Below are 20,442 nucleotides of genomic sequence, written 5' to 3' on the forward strand. Positions count from 1 at the left end.
GTATGGGCGTCAGCGCTGGGCCGCGGCCAGGGATTCCCTCGCCTGCGCGGCGACGTTCTCGGCAGTGAAGCCGTACTCGCGGAAGAGGACCTTGCCGTCGGCCGAAGCACCGAAGTGCTCCAGGGAAACGATGCGACCGGCGTCCCCGACGTACTTGTGCCAGGTCAGTCCGATGCCCGCCTCGACCGCGACCCGGGCCCTCACCGACGGCGGCAGCACGCTGTCCCGGTACCCCTGGTCCTGCTCCTCGAACCACTCCACGGACGGCATCGACACCACACGCGTCGGGACACCGTCGGCCTGAAGCCGCTCACGCGCCTCGACGGCCACGTGCACCTCGGAACCGGTGGCGATCAGGACGACCTGGGCGTCGCCGCCCTCGGCCTCCAGCAGGACGTAACCGCCGCGCGCCGCGCCCTCGTTGGGCTCGTACGTCGGCACGCCCTGACGGGTCAGCACCAGACCGTGCGGGGCGCCCTTGCCGAACTCCTTCGTCCAGCGCTTGAGGATCTCGCGCCAGGCGATCGCGGTCTCGTTGGCGTCCGCCGGGCGCACGACGTTGAGGCCCGGGATGGCGCGCAGCGAGGCGAGGTGCTCGACCGGCTGGTGGGTGGGGCCGTCCTCGCCGAGGCCGATGGAGTCGTGCGTCCACACGTACGTCACCGGCAGGTGCATCAGGGCCGACAGGCGCACCGCGTTGCGCATGTAGTCGGAGAACACGAGGAACGTGCCGCCGTAGATGCGCGTGTTGCCGTGCAGCGCGATGCCGTTCATCTCCGCGGCCATGGAGTGCTCGCGGATGCCGAAGTGGATCGTGCGACCGTACGGGCTCGCCTCGGGCAGCGGGTTGCCGGCGGGCAGGAACGACGACGTCTTGTCGATGGTGGTGTTGTTGGAGCCGGCCAGGTCGGCGGAGCCGCCCCACAGCTCGGGGATCACACCGCCGAGCGCCTGGAGCACCTTGCCGGACGCGGCGCGCGTGGCGACGCCCTTGCCGGGCTCGAACACCGGGAGCTTCTCCTCCCAGCCGGCCGGCAGCTCGCCCGCGGCGATCCGGTCGAACTCGGCGGCCCGCTCGGGGTTGTTGTCGCGCCACTGCTGGAACGACTTCTCCCACTCGGCCTTCGCCTCGGCGCCGCGCTTCAGCGCCTCGCGGGTGTGGCCGATGACCTCGTCGGAGACCTCGAAGGTCTGCTCCGGGTCGAAGCCGAGGACCCGCTTGGTGGCCGCGACCTCGTCGTCGCCGAGCGCCGAGCCGTGCGCGGCCTCGGTGTTCTGCGCGTTCGGGGCGGGCCAGGCGATGATCGAGCGCATCGCGATGAAGGACGGCCTGTCCGTCACCTTCTTCGCTTCCTCGATCGCGTCGTAGAGGGCGTGCGGGTCGAGGTCGCCGTCCGGCTTCGGGGCGACGCGCTGCACGTGCCAGCCGTACGCCTCGTACCGCTTGACGGTGTCCTCGGAGACGGCGGTCTCGGTGTCGCCCTCGATCGAGATGTGGTTGTCGTCCCACAGCAGCACCAGGTTGCCGAGCTTCTGGTGACCGGCCAGCGAGGACGCCTCGGCGGAGATGCCCTCCTGGAGGCAGCCGTCACCGGCGATGCAGTAGACGAAGTGGTCGAAGGGGGACTCGCCCTCGGCGGCCTCAGGGTCGAACAGGCCGCGCTCGTAGCGGGCGGCCATCGCCATGCCGACGGCGTTGGCGACGCCCTGGCCCAGCGGACCGGTCGTCGTCTCCACGCCCACGGTGTGGCCGTACTCCGGGTGGCCGGGGGTCTTCGAACCCCACGTCCTGAACGCCTTCAGGTCGTCCAGCTCCAGGCCGAAACCGGCCAGGTAGAGCTGGGTGTAGAGGGTCAGGGACGAGTGGCCCGCGGACAGCACGAAGCGGTCGCGGCCGACCCAGTCCGGGTCGGCGGGGTCATGCCGCATCACCTTCTGGAAGAGGGTGTAGGCGGCGGGCGCCAGGCTCATCGCCGTACCGGGATGGCCGTTGCCGACCTTCTGTACGGCGTCTGCGGCAAGGACGCGGGCGGTGTCCACGGCCCGCTGGTCCCACTCGGTCCACTCGAGGTCTGTGGTGGTCGGCTTGGTGCTCACCCTGAGTCAGGGCTCCTCTCCACATGTCGAATACCGGCTGTTGCGGGCGCGCGCCCACCGGCTGCCGATGCGCTGTGCGCGCACCGGCCGCTGTCGAGCCTACCCCTGTGAGGAGGCGCCTTTTTCGCGTCATTCCAGACTGCCGGGCCGCGTCGGCATCCGCCTCCCGACCGGGCCGTTTCCCCTGTCGACACATGAATACGGACCCGCTCATCCGACTGCTCAATCGAGCCACGCGGGCACTGATGAGCGACCCCCTCGAACGCCCCCCGGCGCCCCCTCGGGCCCGCCCCCGTCAACACGACCGACCCCCGCGAAGGACGAGGTATGGGCAACGTCTACAGTGGCGTGGTACGCGCGAGCCTTTACCGGGACTTCACACCGGCAGGCTCGCTGGGAGTCTCTGTCAGGGGTGTGCGTGACGGCCGTTGAATCCCGTCCAGTAGGGATGATCGGGACGAGCCAGAGCCCGAGCCACCGGCCGTTCGGGGCCCGTGTCAAGGCGTTCGTGGCGCTGACCAAGCCGCGGATCATCGAACTGCTGCTGATCACCACCGTGCCGGTGATGTTCCTGGCGCAGCAGGGTGTCCCGGACCTGGGGCTGGTCCTGCTCACCTCCGTCGGCGGCTATCTGTCCGCGGGCGGCGCCAACGCGCTGAACATGTACATCGACCGCGACATCGACGCGCTGATGGACCGCACCTCGCAGCGCCCGCTGGTCACCGGCATGGTCAGTCCCCGGGAGTGCCTCGCCTTCGGCGTCACGCTGGCCGTCGTCTCGACCCTGCTGTTCGGCCTCACCGTCAACTGGCTGTCCGCCTGGCTCTCCCTCGGGGCACTCCTCTTCTACGTCGTCGTCTACACGATGATCCTCAAGCGGCGCACGTCGCAGAACATCGTGTGGGGCGGCATCGCGGGCTGCATGCCGGTGCTGATCGGCTGGTCGGCCGTGACGAACTCGCTGTCCTGGGCGCCGGTGATCCTCTTCGCCGTCATCTTCTTCTGGACGCCGCCGCACTACTGGCCGCTGTCCATGAAGGTGAAGGACGACTACGCGCGCGTGGGCGTGCCGATGCTCCCGGTGATCGCCTCCAACAAGACCGTCGCCAAGCAGATCGTGATCTACAGCTGGGTGATGGTCGCCGTCTCGCTGCTGCTGACGCCGCTCGGCTACACCGGCTGGTTCTACACCGCGGTCGCGCTGGCCGCCGGCGGCTGGTGGCTGTGGGAGGCGCACGCCCTGCAGAACCGGGCGAAGGCCGAGGTGACGGGCGGGAAGCTGAAGGAGATGCGGCTGTTCCACTGGTCGATCACCTATGTCTCCCTGCTGTTCGTGGCGGTCGCGGTGGACCCCTTCCTGCGCTGAGCGCCCGTCCGGCGGATCATGACGGCCGGGGTGCGTGGTCAAGGCCACGCACCCCGGCCGTCGCCGTTCCGCCTACCCGTCGGTAGCATCCTGACCATGGCAGACAGCAAGCAGGTTGAGGCGAAGGCCGAGCGCACGGCGGCCCGGCTGGCCAAGCGGATCGGCGCCTTCTCCAAGGAGCACGGCGGGGCCGAGGGCCAGGTCGCGTACCTCGGCGAGCGGGGCGCCCGGATCGTCCTCGTCGGCGAGGACGGCGGCTGGGGCGACCTGGTGGCCCCCTCGGTCGAGATCGCCCGGAAGGCCGTCGAGAAGTCGGGCATCACCGCCCACGAGTCCTTCGACGGCGAGTTCGCGGCCAAGGTCAGGACCGGGCCGTACGAATGGACCCGGATGGCGGGGATCCAGGTGGGCGGCCCGTCCAACGGCTGACCCCCGGGGCGGGAGCGTCCGCCGCCCACTCCCGCGGCCGCCCGCGACCTGAACCGCGGTTCGCCCGTTAGCCGGGGGAACGACGTGGTCGACCCGCGGGAGAGCCCGATGATCGAAACGCCGTCCCTGGTGGACCAGTACTGCCACGGCGTGCTGAGAACGGAGCTGGGCCTCGGCACCTTCGAGGCCCGGCTGTCCCGCACCGAGGGCCCGCCCGCCCCCGGCACCACCCTCTTCGACACCCAGACCGGCTTCGCCGTACGCCGCTGGTGCCCGCCGCTGCTCGGCCTGGAGCCGCACTGCCCGCCGGCCGGCTATCTCGCCCGCCGCCGTGAACTGGGCGTGCTGGAGGCGGGCCGTCGGCTGCTGCGGGGGAGCGGCGTCACCACCTACCTCGTTGACACCGGCCTGCCCGGCGATCTCACCGGGCCCGAGGAGATCGCCTCGGCGGGAGCGGCCGAGGCCCGCGAGATCGTGCGGCTGGAGCCGCTCGCCGAGCAGGTCGCCGACACCTCCGGGACCGTCGAGTCCTTCCTCGCCAACCTCGCCGAGGCGCTGCACGGAGCGGCCGGGCACGCCGTCGCCTTCACCTCGGTGGCCGGCCTCCGGCACGGCCTCGCGCTCGCGCCCGAGCCGCCCGGACCGGGACAGGTGCGGGGCGCGGCGGGCCGCTGGCTGGCCGTCCGCCGGGCCGGCGGGGAGATGGGCGACCCGGTGCTGCTGCGCCACCTGCTGTGGAGCGCGCTCGCCACCGGACTGCCGCTGCAACTGCACGCCGGACCCGTGGAGCCCGCGCCGCGCGCCGGCCGCGCCAGCCACCCCGCCCTCCTGACGGAGTTCGCCCGCGCTACGGCGGGCCTCGGCGCCGCTGTGGTCCTGCTGCCCGGCCACCCCCACCACCGGCACGCCGCCCGCCTCGCCGGCGTCTTCCCGCACGTCTACGCCGACTCCGGCACCGCGCTCGTCCACAGCGGCGGCCGTGCGGCGGCGATCCTGGCGGAGACCCTGGAACTGGCCCCCTTCGGCAAGATCCTCTTCTCCAGCGGCGCGCAGGCGCTCCCCGAACTGCACGTGGTGGGCGCCCGGCTGTTCCGTGAGGCCCTGGGCCGGGTCCTGGGCGCCTGGGTCGCGGAGGGCGCCTGGTCCCTCACGGACGCGCAGCGGGTGGCGTCGATGATCGCGTCGGAGAACGCGCGGAGGGTGTACGGACTGGGCTGAGCCGGTCAAGACTGACCGTATGAACCGGACCGACGCGTTACTCGACCGCTTCCTGGCAGCCCTCTCCTCCTCGCCCCGCTTTGGTCCCACGAGCCGGCGGCCGCTCGCCGTCTGGGCGCACGGCTCGCTCGCGGGAGGCGACTACCAGGAGGGGCGCAGCGACCTGGACCTGATCGCCGTACTTCCGGAACCGATCACCGCGCGGACCGTCTGGGAGGTGGCCGTGGCCCACGCCCGGCTGCGGACCGAGCCGCTCGCGGGCCTGCTGCACTGCACCTATCTGACGCCCGCGACGCTCTCGGGCTCGGACCGGCGGCACCTCACCTGGGCCCACGGACGGCTGTTCCGGCGGACGGTCACCCCGGTCACCCGGCGTGAGCTGCACACCTTCGGCCGGGTCCTGCACGGGGGCGCCCCGGCCGAGCTGCTGCCGCCGGTGACGGACCTCGAACTGGAGGCGTTCGTCGTGCGCGACCAGCGGGACTTCTGGCGGCCGGCCGTGGACGAGGCGCGGCTGTGGACCCGGGACGTCTGGGTGGACCTGGGCCTGACGACCTTCGCCCGTGCCGCCGTCACCCTGCGGGAGGGACGGCTGGTCTCCAAGCGGGAGGCGCTGGGGGAGCTGCCCGGGCTCGGGGCGCCCGCCGACGTCGTCGAGGACGTCCGGCGGCGACGGTACGGGATGCGGCCGCTGTTCGCCGGGGAGGAGTGGCTCGCCCGCAGGAGCGGGCTGACGCGGGACTACCTGGGGCCGGCGATCGACGGGCTGGTGGACAAGTACTCCTGAGCCGGCGGCACGGCGTCGGCCTCGCCGGCGGCGGGCCGCTCGCGCAGGGACAGGACCACGCGCAGGACCCAGATCCACATCAGCGCGGAGCCCAGCATGTGCAGGCCGACCAGGATCTCCGGGAGATCCGTGAAGTACTGGACGTAGCCCACCACGCCCTGGCACAGCAGGACGACGAACAGCTCCCGCGTCCGGTGCAGCGGGGCCTTCGGCGCGTCGACCGCCTTCAGCACGAACCACAGCGCGAACGTCAGGGACACCACGATCCAGGCGAGGACGGCGTGGGCCTTGCTGACCGTCTCCCAGTCGAGCGGCATGCGCTCCACCTCGCTGGAGTCGCCGGCGTGCGGGCCCGCGCCGGTCACGACCGTGCCGACGAGGATCAGCAGGACCGACGCGCCGACCAGGCACCACACCAGCTGCCGCACCGCGCCGCCGACCAGCGGCTCGGGCGCCGCGTCCCCCTCCCGGGTGCGCTGCCACATCACCGTGGCGACCGCGATCAGCGCCGACGTGGCCACGAAGTGGGCGGCGACGGTGTACGGGTTGAGGCCGACGAGGACGACGATGCCGCCGAGCACGGCGTTGCTCATGACCACCCAGAACTGGGCCCAGCCCAGCCGGGTGAGGCCGCGCCGGCAGGGCTTCTGCGAGCGGGCGGCGATGATCGCCCAGCCGACCGCGGCGCACAGCACGTACGTCAGCATGCGGTTGCCGAACTCGATGACGCCGTGGAAGCCCATCTCGCTGGTCGCGGTGAGGGAGTCCTCGGTGCACTTGGGCCAGGTCGGGCAGCCGAGGCCGGACCCGGTGAGCCGTACCGCGCCGCCGGTGACCACGATGAGCACCGACATCACGAGTGCGGACAGGGCTGCCCGCTGAACCGTCCGGGGGGCGGGGGTCCAGCGGTCGGCGATGAAGGCGAGCGGGTTGCGCACGGCCGCCAGGGCGTCGGCGCGGGTCACGTTTGGCACGCCTTCCATCGTAGGGGGCCGCTTGTGCACGCTTTCACGAGGGTGCCCCGTGGCTTCGCCGCCGTCACTCCCACCGGAAGAACCTCCCCGCCGCCGCCAGGCCGGCCACGGCCCACACCGCCAGGATCGCGAGCTCGCCCCACGGCATGCCCGCCCCGTTCTGGAGCACGTCCCGCAGGCCGCCGGACAGGGCCGAGATCGGCAGCAGTGCGAGGACGTCCTGCGCCGCCGGCGGGAACTTGTCCAGCGGGACGATCACACCGCCGCCCACCAGCAGCAGCAGGAACACCAGGTTCGCCGCGGCGAGCGTCGCCTCGGCCTTCAGGGTGCCCGCCATCAGCAGCCCGAGCCCTGAGAACGCGGCCGTGCCGAGTACCAGCAGGAGCAGCACGGCGAACGGGTTCCCGTGCGGCGACCAGCCCAGCGCGAAGGCGATCACCGTCAGCAGGACGACCTGGAGGACCTCGGTGACCAGCACGGACAGCGTCTTCGCGGTCATCAGGCCCCAGCGGGGCAGCGGTGAGACGGCCAGCCGCTTCAGCACGCCGTAGCGGCGCTCGAAGCCGGTGGCGATGGCCTGTCCGGTGAACGCCGTCGACATCACGGCGAGCGCCAGGACGCCCGGGGCGAGGAAGTCCACCGCCTTGCCGGCGCCGGTGTCCACGATGTCCACGGTGCTGAACAACACCAGCAGCAGGGTGGGGATCACCACGGTGAGCAGCAGTTGCTCGCCGTTGCGCAGGAGCATCCGGGTCTCCAGCGCCGCCTGGGCGCCGATCATCCGGGGCAGCGGCGCGGCGCCCGGCGCCGGGGTGTGGATGCCGGTGGCGGTCATGAGCGCAGTTCCTTTCCCGTCAGCTCCAGGAAGACGTCCTCCAGGGTGTGCCGTTCGACCGAGATCCGGTCGGGCATCACCCCGTGCTGCGCGCACCAGGAGGTGACGGTCGCCAGGAGCTGGGGGTCGATCTTCCCGGTGACCCGGTACGAGCCCGGCGTCAGCTCCTCCGCGGTGCTGTCCGCGGGCAGCGCCTTGAGCAGCGAGGTCACGTCCAGTCCGGGGCGGCCGGTGAAGCGGAGCGTGTTCTCGGCGCCGCCGCGGCACAGCTCCTCCGGGGAGCCCTGGGCGATGACCCGGCCCGCGTCGATGATCGCGACGTCGTCGCTGAGCTGCTCGGCCTCGTCCATGTAGTGGGTGGTGAGGATCACGCTGACGCCGTCGGCGCGCAGGTCGCGGACGAGGTCCCAGGTGGCGCGGCGGGCCTGCGGGTCGAGGCCGGCGGTCGGCTCGTCCAGGAACACCAGTTCAGGGCGTCCGACGACGGCCATCGCCAGCGCGAGCCGCTGCTGCTGCCCGCCGGAGAGGCGGCGGTAGGTGGTTCTGCCGCAGCCGCCGAGCCCGAGCCGCTCCACGAGGGCGTCCACGTCCAGCGGGTTCGCGTGCAGCTTCGCGACATGGCGGAGCATCTCGTCCGCCCGCGCGCCCGAGTAGACGCCGCCGGACTGGAGCATCACGCCGATCCGGGGGCGCAGTTCGCGGGCCTGTCTCACCGGGTCGAGGCCGAGGACGCGCACGGTGCCGGAGTCCGGCTTGCGGTAGCCCTCGCAGGTCTCGATGGTCGTCGTCTTGCCGGCGCCGTTGGGGCCGAGGACGGCGGTGACGCCTGCCCGGGCCTCCAGATCGAGGCCGTTCACCGCGGTCTTCGTCCCGTACCGCTGCACCAGGGCCTGGACCTGGACGACAGGCTCAGTTCGCATGGACGCAAAGTCTAGGTTCGCGCTCGTGCGCCCGGACGCGCGGGGCCGTCCAGGGGGCGCCGGGAGGTCCCCGGGAGAGCTCGGGGCGGCCCCGGCAGGGCCCGGCTCCCTGATCGATCAAAGATCGTTTCCCCAGGTCAGGTTAGCTTTACCTAAGTGATGCAGTGCACCACCCGGTCGGCCGGGCGCCGCTTGCCTGCCTCCGGCGAATTACGCAACAATGGCGTTGTGAAAAACGTCGGACAGGCTCGGGAGACCCCCGCGGGGGCCCCTCAGGAGGAGCTGGCGACCGGTGAGCGCTCGACGCGCAACCGGGTCGCGCGCTCCATCCTGGACCACGGGCCGTCGACCGTCACCGAGCTGGCCGGACGCCTCGGGCTCACCCCGGCGGCCGTACGCAGGCACCTCGACGCGCTGGTCGCCGACGACGTCGTGGAGGCCCGCGAGCAGCGCGTGTACGGCACGCGGACGCGCGGACGCCCCGCCAAGGTCTTCGCCCTCACCGACTGCGGCCGCGACGCCTTCGACCAGTCCTACGACAAGCTCGCCGCCGACGCCCTGCGCTGGATCCAGGAGCGCTTCGGCGGGGACGAGGCCGTCGTCGCCTTCGCGCGCGCGAGGATCGCCGAACAGGCCGCCGCCTACCGCGAGGCCGTCGAGGCCGCCGCCCCCGAGCACCGCACCGAAGCACTGGCCAAGGCCCTGAGCGCGGACGGGTACGCTGCTACGGCGCGCAGCGCACCCCTCCCTCAAAAAGGCGAGCAGCTCTGTCAGCACCACTGCCCGGTGGCCCACGTCGCGGAGAAGTTCCCGCAGTTGTGCGAGGCCGAGACGGAGATCTTCTCCCAGCTGCTCGGAACGCACGTCCAGCGACTGGCGACCATCGCGCACGGAGACGGCGTCTGCACGACGTTCATCCCCAAGATTTCCCACACTGATCACCGCAGCCACAACGCATCTGCAAGCACGGCCGGGAGGAACCCCGCATGACTCTCCCCACGGAGACTGCTCACCCCGAACTCGAGGGCCTGGGCAAGTACGAATACGGCTGGGCCGACTCCGACACGGCCGGCGCGTCCGCGCGTCGCGGCATCAACGAGGACGTCGTCAATGACATCTCCTCGAAGAAGTCCGAGCCGGAGTGGATGACCAAGCTCCGCCTCAAGGGCCTGAAGCTCTTCCAGAAGAAGCCCATGCCGAACTGGGGCTCGGACCTGTCGGGCATCGACTTCGACAACATCAAGTACTTCGTGCGCTCCACGGAGAAGCAGGCGGCGTCCTGGGAGGACCTGCCCGAGGACATCAAGAACACCTACGACAAGCTGGGCATCCCCGAGGCGGAGAAGCAGCGCCTCGTCGCCGGTGTCGCCGCCCAGTACGAGTCGGAGGTCGTCTACCACCAGATCCGCGAGGACCTGGAGGAGCAGGGCGTCATCTTCCTCGACACCGACACCGCGCTGAAGGAGCACCCGGAGCTCTTCAAGGAGTACTTCGGCACCGTCATCCCCGCCGGCGACAACAAGTTCGCCGCGCTGAACACCGCGGTGTGGTCCGGCGGCTCCTTCATCTACGTGCCGAAGGGCGTGCACGTCGAGATCCCGCTCCAGGCCTACTTCCGTATCAACACGGAGAACATGGGCCAGTTCGAGCGGACCCTGATCATCGTCGACGAGGGCGCCTACGTGCACTACGTCGAGGGTTGTACGGCCCCGATCTACAAGTCCGACTCCCTGCACAGCGCCGTCGTCGAGATCATCGTCAAGAAGAACGCCCGCTGCCGCTACACGACCATCCAGAACTGGTCGAACAACGTCTACAACCTGGTCACCAAGCGCGCTGTCGCCTACGAGGGCGCGACCATGGAGTGGATCGACGGCAACATCGGCTCCAAGGTGACGATGAAGTACCCGGCCGTCTACCTGATGGGCGAGCACGCCAAGGGCGAGACCCTCTCCATCGCCTTCGCCGGCGAGGGCCAGCACCAGGACGCCGGCGCCAAGATGGTCCACATGGCGCCGAACACCTCCTCCAACATCGTCTCCAAGTCGGTGGCGCGAGGCGGCGGCCGCACCTCCTACCGCGGTCTCATCGAGATCGGCGAGGGCGCCCCCGGCTCCAAGTCCAACGTCCTGTGCGACGCGCTGCTCGTCGACACCATCTCCCGCTCCGACACGTACCCCTACGTCGACGTGCGTGAGGACGACGTGTCCATGGGCCACGAGGCGACCGTCTCCAAGGTCTCCGAGGACCAGCTCTTCTACCTGATGAGCCGTGGTCTCTCCGAGGACGAGGCGATGGCCATGATCGTGCGCGGCTTCGTCGAGCCCATCGCCAAGGAGCTCCCGATGGAGTACGCGCTGGAGCTCAACCGGCTGATCGAGCTGCAGATGGAAGGCGCCGTCGGCTGACCCCCGGCCCGTCCGTCACGCCCCTTACGTCAACGAAAGCGAGCACTACGACAGCCATGGCTGAGGCTCAGAATCTTCCTGTGGGGTCCACCACCACAGGCTCCATCGCGGTGGCCGCCGAGTCGACCGTCGCCACGCGCATGAGCGCGCCGCCGTCCTTCGACGTCGCGGACTTCCCGGTCCCGCACGGCCGCGAGGAGGAGTGGCGGTTCACCCCGCTGGAGCGCCTGCGCGGCCTGCACGACGGCACCGCCGTCGCGGGCGGCAACGGCGTCAAGGTCACGGTGGAGGCCCCCGAAGGCGTCGTCGTCGAGGCCGTCGGCCGCGACGACGCGCGGCTCGGCAGGGCCGGCACGCCCGTGGACCGCGTCGCCGCCCAGGCGTACTCCGCCTTCGAGCAGGCCGGCGTCGTCTCCGTCCCCAAGGAGACGGTCCTCACCGAGCCGATCCGGATCTCCGTGCACGGCGAGGGCGGCGTCTCCTACGGCCACCAGATCATCGAGCTGGGAGCCTTCGCCGAGGCCGTCGTCGTCATCGACCACACCGGTGACGCCGTGGTCGCCGCCAACGTCGAGTACGTCCTCGGCGACGGCGCCAAGCTGACCGTCGTCTCCGTCCAGGACTGGGACGACAAGGCTGTCCACGTCGCCCAGCACAACGCCCTCGTCGGCCGCGACGCCACCTTCAAGTCGGTGGTCGTCACCTTCGGCGGCGACGTCGTCCGCCTGCACCCGCGCGTGAGCTACGCGGGCACCGGCGGCGAGGCCGAGCTGTACGGCCTGTACTTCACGGACGCCGGCCAGCACCAGGAGCACCGCCTGCTGGTCGACCACAACACCCCGCACTGCAAGTCGAACGTCGCCTACAAGGGCGCGCTCCAGGGCGAGGACGCGCACGCCGTGTGGATCGGCGACGTCCTCATCGAGGCCAAGGCCGAGGGCACCGACACCTACGAGATGAACCGCAACCTCGTCCTCACGGACGGCGCGCGCGTCGACTCGGTGCCGAACCTGGAGATCGAGACCGGCGAGATCGTCGGCGCCGGCCACGCCTCCGCCACCGGCCGCTTCGACGACGAGCAGCTCTTCTACCTGATGGCCCGCGGCATCCCCGAGCACGAGGCCCGCCGCCTCGTCGTCCGCGGCTTCTTCGCCGAGCTGGTCCAGCACATCGGTGTCGACGACATCGAGGAGCGTCTGCTCGCGAAGATCGAAGAGGAGCTGGAGGCCTCGGTCGCATGACGACCTACGTACGCGCCTGCGGACTGGGCGAGCTGGAGGAGGACACTCCGAAGCGGGTGGAACTCGACGGCACGCCGGTCTCCGTGGTGCGGACCGAGGGGGAGGTGTTCGCGATCCACGACATCTGCTCGCACGCGAACGTCTCGCTCTCCGAGGGCGAGGTGGAGGACTGCCAGATCGAGTGCTGGCTGCACGGCTCCGCCTTCGACCTGCGCACCGGCAAGCCGTCCGGCCTTCCCGCGACGCGCCCCGTCCCCGTATACCCCGTAAAGATCGAAGGGGGCAGCGTCTTCGTCGACGTACGCGCCCCCCTCACCCAGGAGTCCTGAGGCATCCATGGCAACGCTTGAAATCCGAGACCTGCACGTCACCGTCGAGGCCGACAACGCCACGAAGGAGATCCTCAAGGGCGTCGACCTCACCGTGAAGCAGGGCGAGACGCACGCCATCATGGGCCCCAACGGCTCCGGCAAGTCGACGCTCGCCTACTCCCTCGCGGGTCACCCGAAGTACACGATCACCGGCGGCACCGTCACCCTCGACGGCGAGGACGTCCTGGAGATGTCCGTCGACGAGCGCGCCCGCGCCGGCCTGTTCCTCGCCATGCAGTACCCGGTCGAGGTCCCCGGTGTGTCCGTGTCGAACTTCCTGCGCACCTCCGCCACCGCCGTCCGCGGCGAGGCCCCCAAGCTGCGCACCTGGGTGAAGGAGGTCAAGGAGGCCATGCAGCGCCTCAACATGGACCCCTCCTTCGCCGAGCGCAACGTCAACGAGGGCTTCTCCGGCGGTGAGAAGAAGCGCCACGAGATCCTCCAGCTCGAACTGCTCAAGCCGAAGGTCGCGATCCTCGACGAGACCGACTCCGGTCTGGACGTCGACGCGCTCCGCATCGTCTCCGAGGGCGTCAACCGCGTCCGCGAGACCGGCGAGGTCGGCACCCTGCTGATCACGCACTACACGCGCATCCTGCGCTACATCAAGCCCGACTTCGTCCACGTCTTCTCCGGCGGCCGCATCGTCGAGTCCGGCGGCGCCGAGCTCGCCGACAAGCTGGAGAACGAAGGGTACGAGGCATACACGAAGGGTGGCGTATCCGCGTGACACAGCTGCCGGGCCTCCTCGACACAGAGGCGATCCGCAAGGACTTCCCGATCCTGGACCGTCTGGTCCACGACGACCGGAAGCTCGTCTACCTGGACAACGCGGCGACCTCGCAGAAGCCGCGCCAGGTGCTGGACGCCCTGAGCGAGTACTACGAGCGCTACAACGCCAACGTCCACCGCGGTGTGCATGTGCTCGCCGAGGAGGCCACGGCGCTGTACGAGGGAGCGCGTGACAAGGTCGCGTCCTTCATCAACGCGCCCTCGCGCGACGAGGTGATCTTCACCAAGAACGCCTCGGAGTCGCTCAACCTCGTGGCGAACATGCTGGGCTGGGCCGACGAGCCCTACCGCGTGGACTCCGAGACCGAGATCGTCATCACGGAGATGGAGCACCATTCCAACATCGTGCCGTGGCAGCTGCTCTCGCAGCGCACGGGCGCGAAGCTGAAGTGGTTCGGCCTCACCGACGACGGCCGCCTCGACCTGTCGAACATCGACGAGATCATCACGGAGAAGACGAAGATCGTCTCCTTCGTGCTGGTGTCGAACATCCTCGGCACGGTCAACCCGGTCGAGGCGATAGTCCGCCGGGCGCAGGAGGTCGGTGCGCTGGTCTGCATCGACGCCTCGCAGGCCGCTCCCCACATGCCGCTGGACGTGCAGGCCCTCCAGGCCGACTTCGTGGCCTTCACCGGCCACAAGATGTGCGGCCCGACCGGCATCGGCGTGCTGTGGGGCCGCCAGGAGCTGCTGGAGGACCTGCCTCCGTTCCTCGGCGGCGGCGAGATGATCGAGACGGTGTCCATGCACTCCTCGACCTACGCCCCCGCCCCGCACAAGTTCGAGGCGGGCACGCCCCCGGTCGCCCAGGCGGTCGGTCTCGGCGCGGCCATCGACTACCTGTCCTCGATCGGCATGGACAAGATCCTCGCCCACGAGCACGCGCTCACCGAGTACGCGGTGAAGCGGCTCGCCGAGGTCCCCGACCTGCGGATCATCGGCCCGACCACGGCCGAGGACCGCGGCGCGGCGATCTCCTTCACGCTCGGCGACATCCACCCGCACGACGTGGGCCAGGTCCTCGACGAGCAGGGCATCGCGGTCCGCGTCGGCCACCACTGCGCGCGACCCGTCTGCCTGCGCTACGGAATTCCCGCGACGACGCGAGCGTCGTTCTATCTGTACTCCACGCCCGCCGAGATCGACGCTCTGGTGGACGGCCTGGAGCACGTACGGAACTTCTTCGGCTGAGGGGTTGGCGAGCGAGCGCATGAAGCTGGACTCCATGTACCAGGAAGTCATCCTGGACCACTACAAGCACCCGCACGGGCGTGGTCTGCGCGACGGCGACGCCGAGGTGCACCACGTGAACCCGACCTGCGGCGACGAGATCACCCTGCGGGTGAAGTACGCCGGCACGAAGATCGAGGACGTCTCGTACGAGGGCCAGGGCTGCTCCATCAGCCAGGCGAGCGCGTCCGTGCTGAACGAACTGCTCGTCGGCAAGGAGCTGTCCGAGGCGCACCGGATCCAGGAGACCTTCCTGGAGCTGATGCAGTCCAAGGGCAGGATCGAGCCGGACGACGCGATGGAGGAGGTGCTGGAGGACGCGGTCGCGTTCGCCGGCGTCTCCAAGTACCCGGCCCGGGTCAAGTGCGCCCTCCTCAGCTGGATGGCGTGGAAGGACGCGACGGCCCAGGCGCTGGGCGCCGACGCCGAAAGGAAGACGGCATGAGCGAGACCCTGGAGATGAAGCCGGCCTCGGAGGAGGAGGTCCGCGAGGCGCTGTACGACGTCGTCGACCCCGAGTTGGGCATCGACGTCGTCAACCTCGGCCTGATCTACGGCATTCACATCGACGACGCGAACATCGCGACGATCGACATGACCCTGACCTCCGCGGCCTGTCCGCTGACGGACGTCATCGAGGACCAGGCGAAGTCCGCCACGGACGGCCTCGTCAACGAGCTGCGCATCAACTGGGTCTGGATGCCGCCGTGGGGCCCGGACAAGATCACCGACGACGGCCGTGAGCAGCTTCGGGCGCTCGGCTTCAACGTCTGAGGACTGTGGTGACACGTGTGGCCCCCGGCGAGTCTCGCCGGGGGCCACACGTGTGTGCGGGTGGCGGTCCGCTCAGGCGAGACCGCCGACGAGGCGGAACGCGAAGTCCTCGCCGCCCCGGGTGTTGTAGCCGTACTGGTCCAGACGCATCTCCATGTTCTGGTGCCGCAGCGCGCGGTCGGGGTAGTTCACCGAACGCAGCGTCATGGAGCCCGAGTAGGGCGACCAGTTGGGGCAGAAGGTGGCGTCCTGGGAGAACAGGTTCGAGCCGTCGTTGCGTTCCGCGCGCAGCACGAAGTTGCGATGGCGCAGATACGTGCCGTCGGCCGTCCTGAACGAGTAACAGGAGCTCTTGGCCAGGCCCGCCACGACGTCGAAGGAGGCGTCCTCGCGGAACTCCGAGCCGCCGCTCCGTTCGAGCCGCACCAGGCCGCCGCTCGCGCGCCAGTAGCGGTCGGGGTAGTTGACCGACTGCACCGACTTGCGGTTGCTCACCGGCCGCGGCGCGGGCACGTCCTTGACCGGCGGCGCCTGCGGGGCGGGGGCGGTGGACGGGCGGGGCGACGAACTCCCCTGCGGCCGGGGCGAAGCCGAGGCGGACGGCGAGGCCGACGCCGAAGCGGACGCGGACGGCGAGGGGCTCCCGGCCGACGCGGACGCCGAAGGGGATCCGCTCGCCGAGGGTGTGGCGAAAGAGATCAGCCCCGAGGTCGTCTCCTTGTCGGACGTCGTCCGGCCCTGACGGGCGGCTGACTGCTTGTCATTGGCCTTTTCGGTCACGGATATCGCCGTCACGCAGGCCACCACGGTGGCCACGGCGAGAGCGCCGGCCAGCCACAGCCGTCGCGTTCCGGGAGCCCGGGAGGTTTCCGGGGCCCAACCGTTCCCCCAGGGTTGCTCCGGGGAAGGCCGGGACTTGTTGTCTGGCATGCGCTGTTCCTCCAGCGGCGCTCGTGTCGGCGGCCGCGGCTGCGAAGGCCCGGTATGTGAACGGTGAAACAGTAGTGGAACGTGTGGCTGGTGAGCAGCCGTTTCAGCGAGCGGTTTCCATAACGGTTTCTCATACAGGGGCACTTGTGGGCGGGCCGGCCCGCCCGGCGGCGGACGGACGCGCACGGCGTCGCCGAAGCGGACCCGCGCCCGCCCCGACCGCCACCTGAGACGCCGGGCGGCAGGTTGGCCTCGGGTGGGGCTCGCCGGTTAGGTTGCGCTCATGACCGAAACGACTGCTCCTCGCACCACCGGCGCCGCGGCCGCCGGGCTCGCCACGCTCGCCGCCGACGGCACCGTTCTCGACACCTGGTTCCCCACGCCCGAGCTCACCGCCGAGCCCGGTCCGGCCGGCACCGAGCGCCTCTCTCCCGAGAAGGCCGTGGAGCTGCTCGGCGAGGGCGCGGCCAAGGCCGTCGGCCCGGACGCCCGCCGGGGCGTCGAGGTCGTCGCGGTCCGCACGGTCATCGCCTCCCTCGACGACAAGCCGCTCGACGCGCACGACGTCTACCTGCGGCTCCACCTGCTCTCGCACCGCCTGGTCAAGCCGCACGGCCAGAGCCTGGACGGCATGTTCGGCCACCTGGCCAACGTCGCGTGGACGTCCCTCGGCCCGGTCGCCGTGGACGACGTCGAGAAGGTCCGTCTGAACGCGCGCGCCGAGGGCCTGCACCTCCAGGTGACCTCGATCGACAAGTTCCCGCGCATGACGGACTACGTGGCACCCAAGGGCGTCCGCATCGCCGACGCGGACCGCGTCCGCCTGGGCGCGCACCTCGCCGAGGGCACCACGGTCATGCACGAGGGCTTCGTGAACTTCAACGCCGGCACGCTCGGCACGTCCATGGTCGAGGGCCGCATCTCCGCGGGCGTGGTCGTGGGCGACGGCTCCGACATCGGCGGCGGCGCGTCCACGATGGGCACGCTGTCCGGCGGCGGCAACGTGATCATCTCCATCGGCGAGCGCTGCCTGGTCGGCGCGGAGGCGGGCGTCGGCATCGCGCTGGGCGACGAGTGCGTCGTCGAGGCGGGCCTCTACGTCACGGCGGGCACCCGGGTGACCATGCCCGACGGCCAGATCGTCAAGGCCCGCGACCTCTCCGGCGCCTCGAACATCCTCTTCCGCCGCAACTCGGTCACCGGCGCGGTCGAGGCCCGCCCGAACAACGCGGTCTGGGGCGGCCTGAACGAGATCCTGCACAGCCACAACTGATCACCGGCGGCCGTGACCTGCGGCCGCCTAATCGATCACCGCTCTGACCTGCTGCCGAGCTGTCGGCCACCTGTCGACGTTGGTCACCATTGAGCGCCCTTCCACGGCCCGAGGACGGCCCGGGAGGGCGCTCGTGCGTGAGCCTCGCACTACAAGTTCGTTCTCCACCCGGTCCGGCGGGAGCCCGCCTCAGGCACTGGTGCCGCACGCGGCTGCCCGTTGTCGCCGGCGTCCGCTGCCGCGGCCGTATCGGGTACGACGAGCAGCTTGCCGGTGGTGCGTCGAGCCTCCAGATCGCTGTGGGCCTGGGCGGCCTCGGACAATGCGTAGCGGCCCGTTACGGTGACTTCAAGCGCCTTGGAGCGCACCCACTCGAACACATCGGCGGCCCGTCGGAGCAGTTCGGACCGGTCGGCGATGAAGTCCCCGAGGCTGGGCCGGATCAGGGTCAGCGAACCGCCGTGGGCGAGCCGAATCGGATCAAACGGAGGCACGGCACCACTTGCCGCGCCGAAGAGCACGAGATGGCCGCGGGTTCGCAGGCTGGCGAGGCTCGCATCGAAGGTGTGCGCGCCGACGCCGTCGAAGACAACCGGCAGTCCCTGACCGCCGTTGAGCCGCCTCACCTCGGCTGCGAGATCGTCGACTGCGGAGGAAAGGATCACCTCAGCGGCCCCGGCACGCTTCGCAAGCTCGGCCTTCGCCGTGGTCGACGTCGTGCCGACTACTCCGGGCTCGTCATGAGGTGGTCGTAGGCCGCTCGGAGGGCGCCGGTCGTTTCCGGGGTGGCGGGGAGCAGCGGGGGGCGGAGCGGGCCGGAGGGGAGGGCGAGGGAAGTCAGGAGGGCCTTGGCGGTGACCGTGCCGGGCAGGTCCGTGGCCATCATCGCCTCGATGAGGTCCAGCGCGCGCAGCTGGAGCCGGGCGGCCTCGCGGGTGTCGCCCCGGTCGAACGCGTCCAGGATCGAGCGGAGCCGGCGCGGGGCGACGCCTGCGACCGTGCTGACGTAGCCGGCCGCGCCCACCGCGTACAGGGCGAGGATCTGCTCGTCGCAGCCCGCGTAGTACGCCAGTCGGGTGCGGGCCAGGATCTTCTGGACGCCCAGGAGGTCGTTGGAGCAGTCCTTCACCGCCACGATCCCCGGGTGCTCCGCGAGCCGGATCATCGTCTCCGGCGTGATGCGCACGCCGGTGCGGCCGGGCACGTCGTACAGCATCACCGGCAGCTCGCAGGCGTCCGCGACCTCGCGGAAATGGGCCTCCAGGGCGTCCTGCGGGGGTCTGCTGTAGTAGGGGGCGGCGACGAGGACGCCGTCCGCGCCGGCCTTCCCTGCGGACAGGGCGAGATCGACGGTGTGCCGGGTGTCGGCGGTGGTCACGCCCGCCAGCAGCGGCACCCCGTCGCCGACGGCCTCGCGTACCGCCCGGACCAGCTCCGCCTTCTCCGTGTCCGACGTGGTCGGGGACTCGCCCGTCGTCCCCGACAGCACGAGCCCGTCGCAGCCGTGCGTGACCAGCCGGTCGGCGAGCCGCTGCGCGCCGTCGAGATCGAGCGCCCCCGACTCCGTGAAAGGCGTGATCATCGCGCAGAGGGCGCGGCCGAAGGGAGGGGCGGGGGTGTGCGGGAGTCCGGTTGTCATACGGGTAGCTTCGGCCAGGCCGGGGGTGAAGCTCCACTTAAATCTGCTACGGGATAAACATCAGCGGTGCTGCATGATGAGTCGCATCGGTGGGCAGGGGTAGCGCCCGGCGGGTGCGGGTACCCGGGTGGTCCGGAACCGAGAGGAGGCGGAACACCGTGACCGGGACCACGGACACCCGGCCCGTCCACGACGGGCACCACACGGTCGGCGAACTCGTGAACCAGGCCGGCGAACAGCTCTCCCAGCTCGTGCGGCAGGAACTGGCCCTCGCCAAGGAGGAGCTGACCGAGAAGGGCCGTCGTGCGGGGCGCGGCGGCGGAATGCTCGGCGGGGCGGGCGCGTTCGCCTACGCGGGTCTGCTCGGGCTCGCCGGGACGGGCGTCGCCGCACTCTCGCTGGTGCTGCCTCTCTGGGCGGCGGCGCTCATCGTCACGGCGGTGCTGTTCGCGATCGCCGCCGTGCTGGCCGTGACCGGCCGCAGCCAGCTGCGCCGGGCCACGCCCCCCACCCCCGAGGTGACCATCGGCAGTGTCAAGGCCGACGTCGAGGAGATCAGGGAAAGGGCGCATCGATGACGGACAGGACCACGGCGGCGGAGCTGCGCCGGCAGATCGCCGAGACGCGCAGCCAACTCGGCCACACGGTCGAGGAGCTGGCGGCGAAGACGGACCTTCGCGGACGGGCCCGCGCGCGGGCGGCGGACCTTCGGGACCGCGCGGGCGCGATGACGGTCCAGCTCCGCAGCACGGCGGCCCAGGCGGGTCACACCGTGCAGGAGAAGGCCGGCCGCGCGACCCACACCGTGCAGAGCAGGGCCGGGCGTGCGACGCACGCGGTGCAGGACGGCGCAGGGCGGGCCGGTCACACGGTCCAGGAGAAGGCGGGGCTGGCGGGCCACGCCGTCCAGAGCAAGGCCAGGGAAGCGGCCCTCACCGCCCAGGACAAGGCCGTGCACGCACGGCACGGCCTGCAGGAGACGACGTCCCGCGCGGGCCGCGGCATGCCCGAGGTGATGCGCGCCCCGGCGCGGTTCGCCCGGCAGCACCCGCGTCCGATGATCGTCGCAGCGGCGGCGGGCGCGGTGCTCCTCGCGGCGGGTGTCATGGGGCGGCGCAGGGCGGCGGCCCGCCGCTGACGGCGGCCTGTGACGGCGGC

The 20,442-nt window shown here is 70.9% G+C and carries 22 protein-coding genes and 1 pseudogene; 16 read left to right on the top strand and 7 right to left on the bottom strand.

All coding sequences use genetic code 11. From position 1 onward, the window contains the following. Positions 1-9: 9 nt before the first annotated feature. The gene (gene tkt / locus EV567_RS05255; RefSeq protein ID WP_130437381.1) at positions 10-2,097 is read right to left on the bottom strand and encodes a transketolase; all 2,088 of its coding nucleotides are present in this window, start codon (positions 2,095-2,097) and stop codon (positions 10-12) included. 448 nt (positions 2,098-2,545) lie between these two features. Here tkt and EV567_RS05260 point away from each other — a divergent pair, with 448 nt between their 5' ends. The 4 genes from EV567_RS05260 to EV567_RS05275 all read left to right on the top strand — a co-directional run bounded on the left by EV567_RS05260 (position 2,546) and on the right by EV567_RS05275 (position 5,897). Beyond that, the gene (locus EV567_RS05260; protein ID WP_207228674.1) at positions 2,546-3,463 is read left to right on the top strand and encodes a heme o synthase; all 918 of its coding nucleotides are present in this window, start codon (positions 2,546-2,548) and stop codon (positions 3,461-3,463) included. 96 nt (positions 3,464-3,559) lie between these two features. Next, positions 3,560-3,892, top strand: a complete 333-nt coding sequence (locus EV567_RS05265; protein WP_165430304.1) for a hypothetical protein — start codon at positions 3,560-3,562, stop codon at positions 3,890-3,892. Positions 3,893-4,000: 108 nt separating this feature from the next. Beyond that, positions 4,001-5,110, top strand: a complete 1,110-nt coding sequence (locus EV567_RS05270) for an amidohydrolase (RefSeq protein WP_130437384.1) — start codon at positions 4,001-4,003, stop codon at positions 5,108-5,110. A 19-nt stretch (positions 5,111-5,129) separates the two neighbouring features. After that, positions 5,130-5,897, top strand: a complete 768-nt coding sequence (locus EV567_RS05275; RefSeq protein WP_130437385.1) for a nucleotidyltransferase — start codon at positions 5,130-5,132, stop codon at positions 5,895-5,897. Here the strand turns inward: EV567_RS05275 and EV567_RS05280 are convergent. Genes EV567_RS05280 through EV567_RS05290 form a run of 3 tightly spaced genes read right to left on the bottom strand, consistent with a single transcriptional unit; the run spans position 5,852 to position 8,626 of the window. Further along, positions 5,852-6,880 (bottom strand): heme A synthase, encoded by a 1,029-nt coding sequence (locus EV567_RS05280; protein WP_130437386.1) that lies wholly within the window; start codon positions 6,878-6,880, stop codon positions 5,852-5,854. The two genes, EV567_RS05275 and EV567_RS05280, sit on opposite strands and share 46 nt — an antisense overlap. A 55-nt stretch (positions 6,881-6,935) precedes the next feature. Continuing rightward, positions 6,936-7,706, bottom strand: coding sequence for an ABC transporter permease (locus EV567_RS05285; RefSeq protein WP_130437387.1), 771 nt, complete (start codon positions 7,704-7,706; stop codon positions 6,936-6,938). Beyond that, complete coding sequence (locus tag EV567_RS05290; protein WP_130437388.1) at positions 7,703-8,626, bottom strand: ABC transporter ATP-binding protein; 924 nt, start codon at positions 8,624-8,626, stop codon at positions 7,703-7,705. Before EV567_RS05290 ends, EV567_RS05285 begins: the two co-directional genes overlap by 4 nt. Before the next feature lie 228 nt (positions 8,627-8,854). Here EV567_RS05290 and EV567_RS05295 point away from each other — a divergent pair, with 228 nt between their 5' ends. From EV567_RS05295 to EV567_RS05330, 8 genes are read left to right on the top strand one after another with little or no spacing between them, the layout of a single operon-like run. Beyond that, entirely contained in the window at positions 8,855-9,616 is a 762-nt protein-coding gene (locus EV567_RS05295; RefSeq protein WP_130437389.1) for a metalloregulator ArsR/SmtB family transcription factor, read from the top strand. Then, the gene (sufB, locus tag EV567_RS05300) at positions 9,613-11,034 is read left to right on the top strand and encodes a Fe-S cluster assembly protein SufB (RefSeq protein WP_130437390.1); all 1,422 of its coding nucleotides are present in this window, start codon (positions 9,613-9,615) and stop codon (positions 11,032-11,034) included. Before EV567_RS05295 ends, sufB begins: the two co-directional genes overlap by 4 nt. A gap of 56 nt (positions 11,035-11,090) precedes the next feature. Further along, positions 11,091-12,275 (top strand): Fe-S cluster assembly protein SufD, encoded by a 1,185-nt coding sequence (gene sufD, locus EV567_RS05305; protein ID WP_130437391.1) that lies wholly within the window; start codon positions 11,091-11,093, stop codon positions 12,273-12,275. After that, on the top strand, positions 12,272-12,604 hold the full coding sequence (locus EV567_RS05310; RefSeq protein ID WP_130437392.1) for a non-heme iron oxygenase ferredoxin subunit: 333 nt from the start codon (positions 12,272-12,274) through the stop codon (positions 12,602-12,604). Before sufD ends, EV567_RS05310 begins: the two co-directional genes overlap by 4 nt. Before the next feature lie 7 nt (positions 12,605-12,611). Beyond that, positions 12,612-13,376, top strand: a complete 765-nt coding sequence (gene sufC, locus EV567_RS05315; RefSeq protein WP_130437393.1) for a Fe-S cluster assembly ATPase SufC — start codon at positions 12,612-12,614, stop codon at positions 13,374-13,376. Further along, positions 13,373-14,629, top strand: a complete 1,257-nt coding sequence (locus tag EV567_RS05320) for a cysteine desulfurase (protein WP_130437394.1) — start codon at positions 13,373-13,375, stop codon at positions 14,627-14,629. Before sufC ends, EV567_RS05320 begins: the two co-directional genes overlap by 4 nt. 19 nt (positions 14,630-14,648) lie before the next feature. Continuing rightward, on the top strand, positions 14,649-15,113 hold the full coding sequence (sufU, locus tag EV567_RS05325; RefSeq protein ID WP_130437395.1) for a Fe-S cluster assembly sulfur transfer protein SufU: 465 nt from the start codon (positions 14,649-14,651) through the stop codon (positions 15,111-15,113). Further along, complete coding sequence (locus tag EV567_RS05330) at positions 15,110-15,442, top strand: metal-sulfur cluster assembly factor (protein WP_020130530.1); 333 nt, start codon at positions 15,110-15,112, stop codon at positions 15,440-15,442. Before sufU ends, EV567_RS05330 begins: the two co-directional genes overlap by 4 nt. Positions 15,443-15,514: 72 nt before the next feature. Here the strand turns inward: EV567_RS05330 and EV567_RS28455 are convergent, their stop codons facing one another. Beyond that, positions 15,515-15,955, bottom strand: coding sequence for an AbfB domain-containing protein (locus EV567_RS28455; RefSeq protein WP_347400483.1), 441 nt, complete (start codon positions 15,953-15,955; stop codon positions 15,515-15,517). 4 nt (positions 15,956-15,959) lie between these two features. Between EV567_RS28455 and EV567_RS28460 the strand changes: the two genes are divergently transcribed. Then, positions 15,960-16,184: a hypothetical protein gene (locus EV567_RS28460; RefSeq protein ID WP_347400484.1), complete on the top strand. Its 225-nt coding sequence runs from the start codon at positions 15,960-15,962 to the stop codon at positions 16,182-16,184. 471 nt (positions 16,185-16,655) lie between these two features. Beyond that, complete coding sequence (gene dapD / locus EV567_RS05340) at positions 16,656-17,645, top strand: 2,3,4,5-tetrahydropyridine-2,6-dicarboxylate N-succinyltransferase (RefSeq protein ID WP_130437397.1); 990 nt, start codon at positions 16,656-16,658, stop codon at positions 17,643-17,645. A gap of 149 nt (positions 17,646-17,794) precedes the next feature. Here the strand turns inward: dapD and EV567_RS05345 are convergent. Together EV567_RS05345 and dapA are read right to left on the bottom strand one after the other, a co-directional pair. Beyond that, a pseudogene (locus tag EV567_RS05345) lies at positions 17,795-18,313 on the bottom strand (zinc-binding dehydrogenase); the annotation flags it as partial. Positions 18,314-18,369: 56 nt separating this feature from the next. Continuing rightward, positions 18,370-19,284 (bottom strand): 4-hydroxy-tetrahydrodipicolinate synthase, encoded by a 915-nt coding sequence (gene dapA, locus EV567_RS05350; protein ID WP_130437398.1) that lies wholly within the window; start codon positions 19,282-19,284, stop codon positions 18,370-18,372. 158 nt (positions 19,285-19,442) lie between these two features. On the opposite strand from dapA, the gene EV567_RS05355 reads away from it, so the two are divergent. Together EV567_RS05355 and EV567_RS05360 are read left to right on the top strand one after the other, a co-directional pair. Beyond that, complete coding sequence (locus EV567_RS05355) at positions 19,443-19,862, top strand: phage holin family protein (RefSeq protein WP_130437399.1); 420 nt, start codon at positions 19,443-19,445, stop codon at positions 19,860-19,862. Then, complete coding sequence (locus EV567_RS05360; protein WP_130437400.1) at positions 19,859-20,422, top strand: DUF3618 domain-containing protein; 564 nt, start codon at positions 19,859-19,861, stop codon at positions 20,420-20,422. The genes EV567_RS05355 and EV567_RS05360 overlap by 4 nt, the downstream gene beginning before the upstream one ends. Positions 20,423-20,442: the final 20 nt, after the last annotated feature.

Source organism: Streptomyces sp. BK239, from assembly GCF_004217285.1.
Classification (GTDB): domain Bacteria; phylum Actinomycetota; class Actinomycetes; order Streptomycetales; family Streptomycetaceae; genus Streptomyces.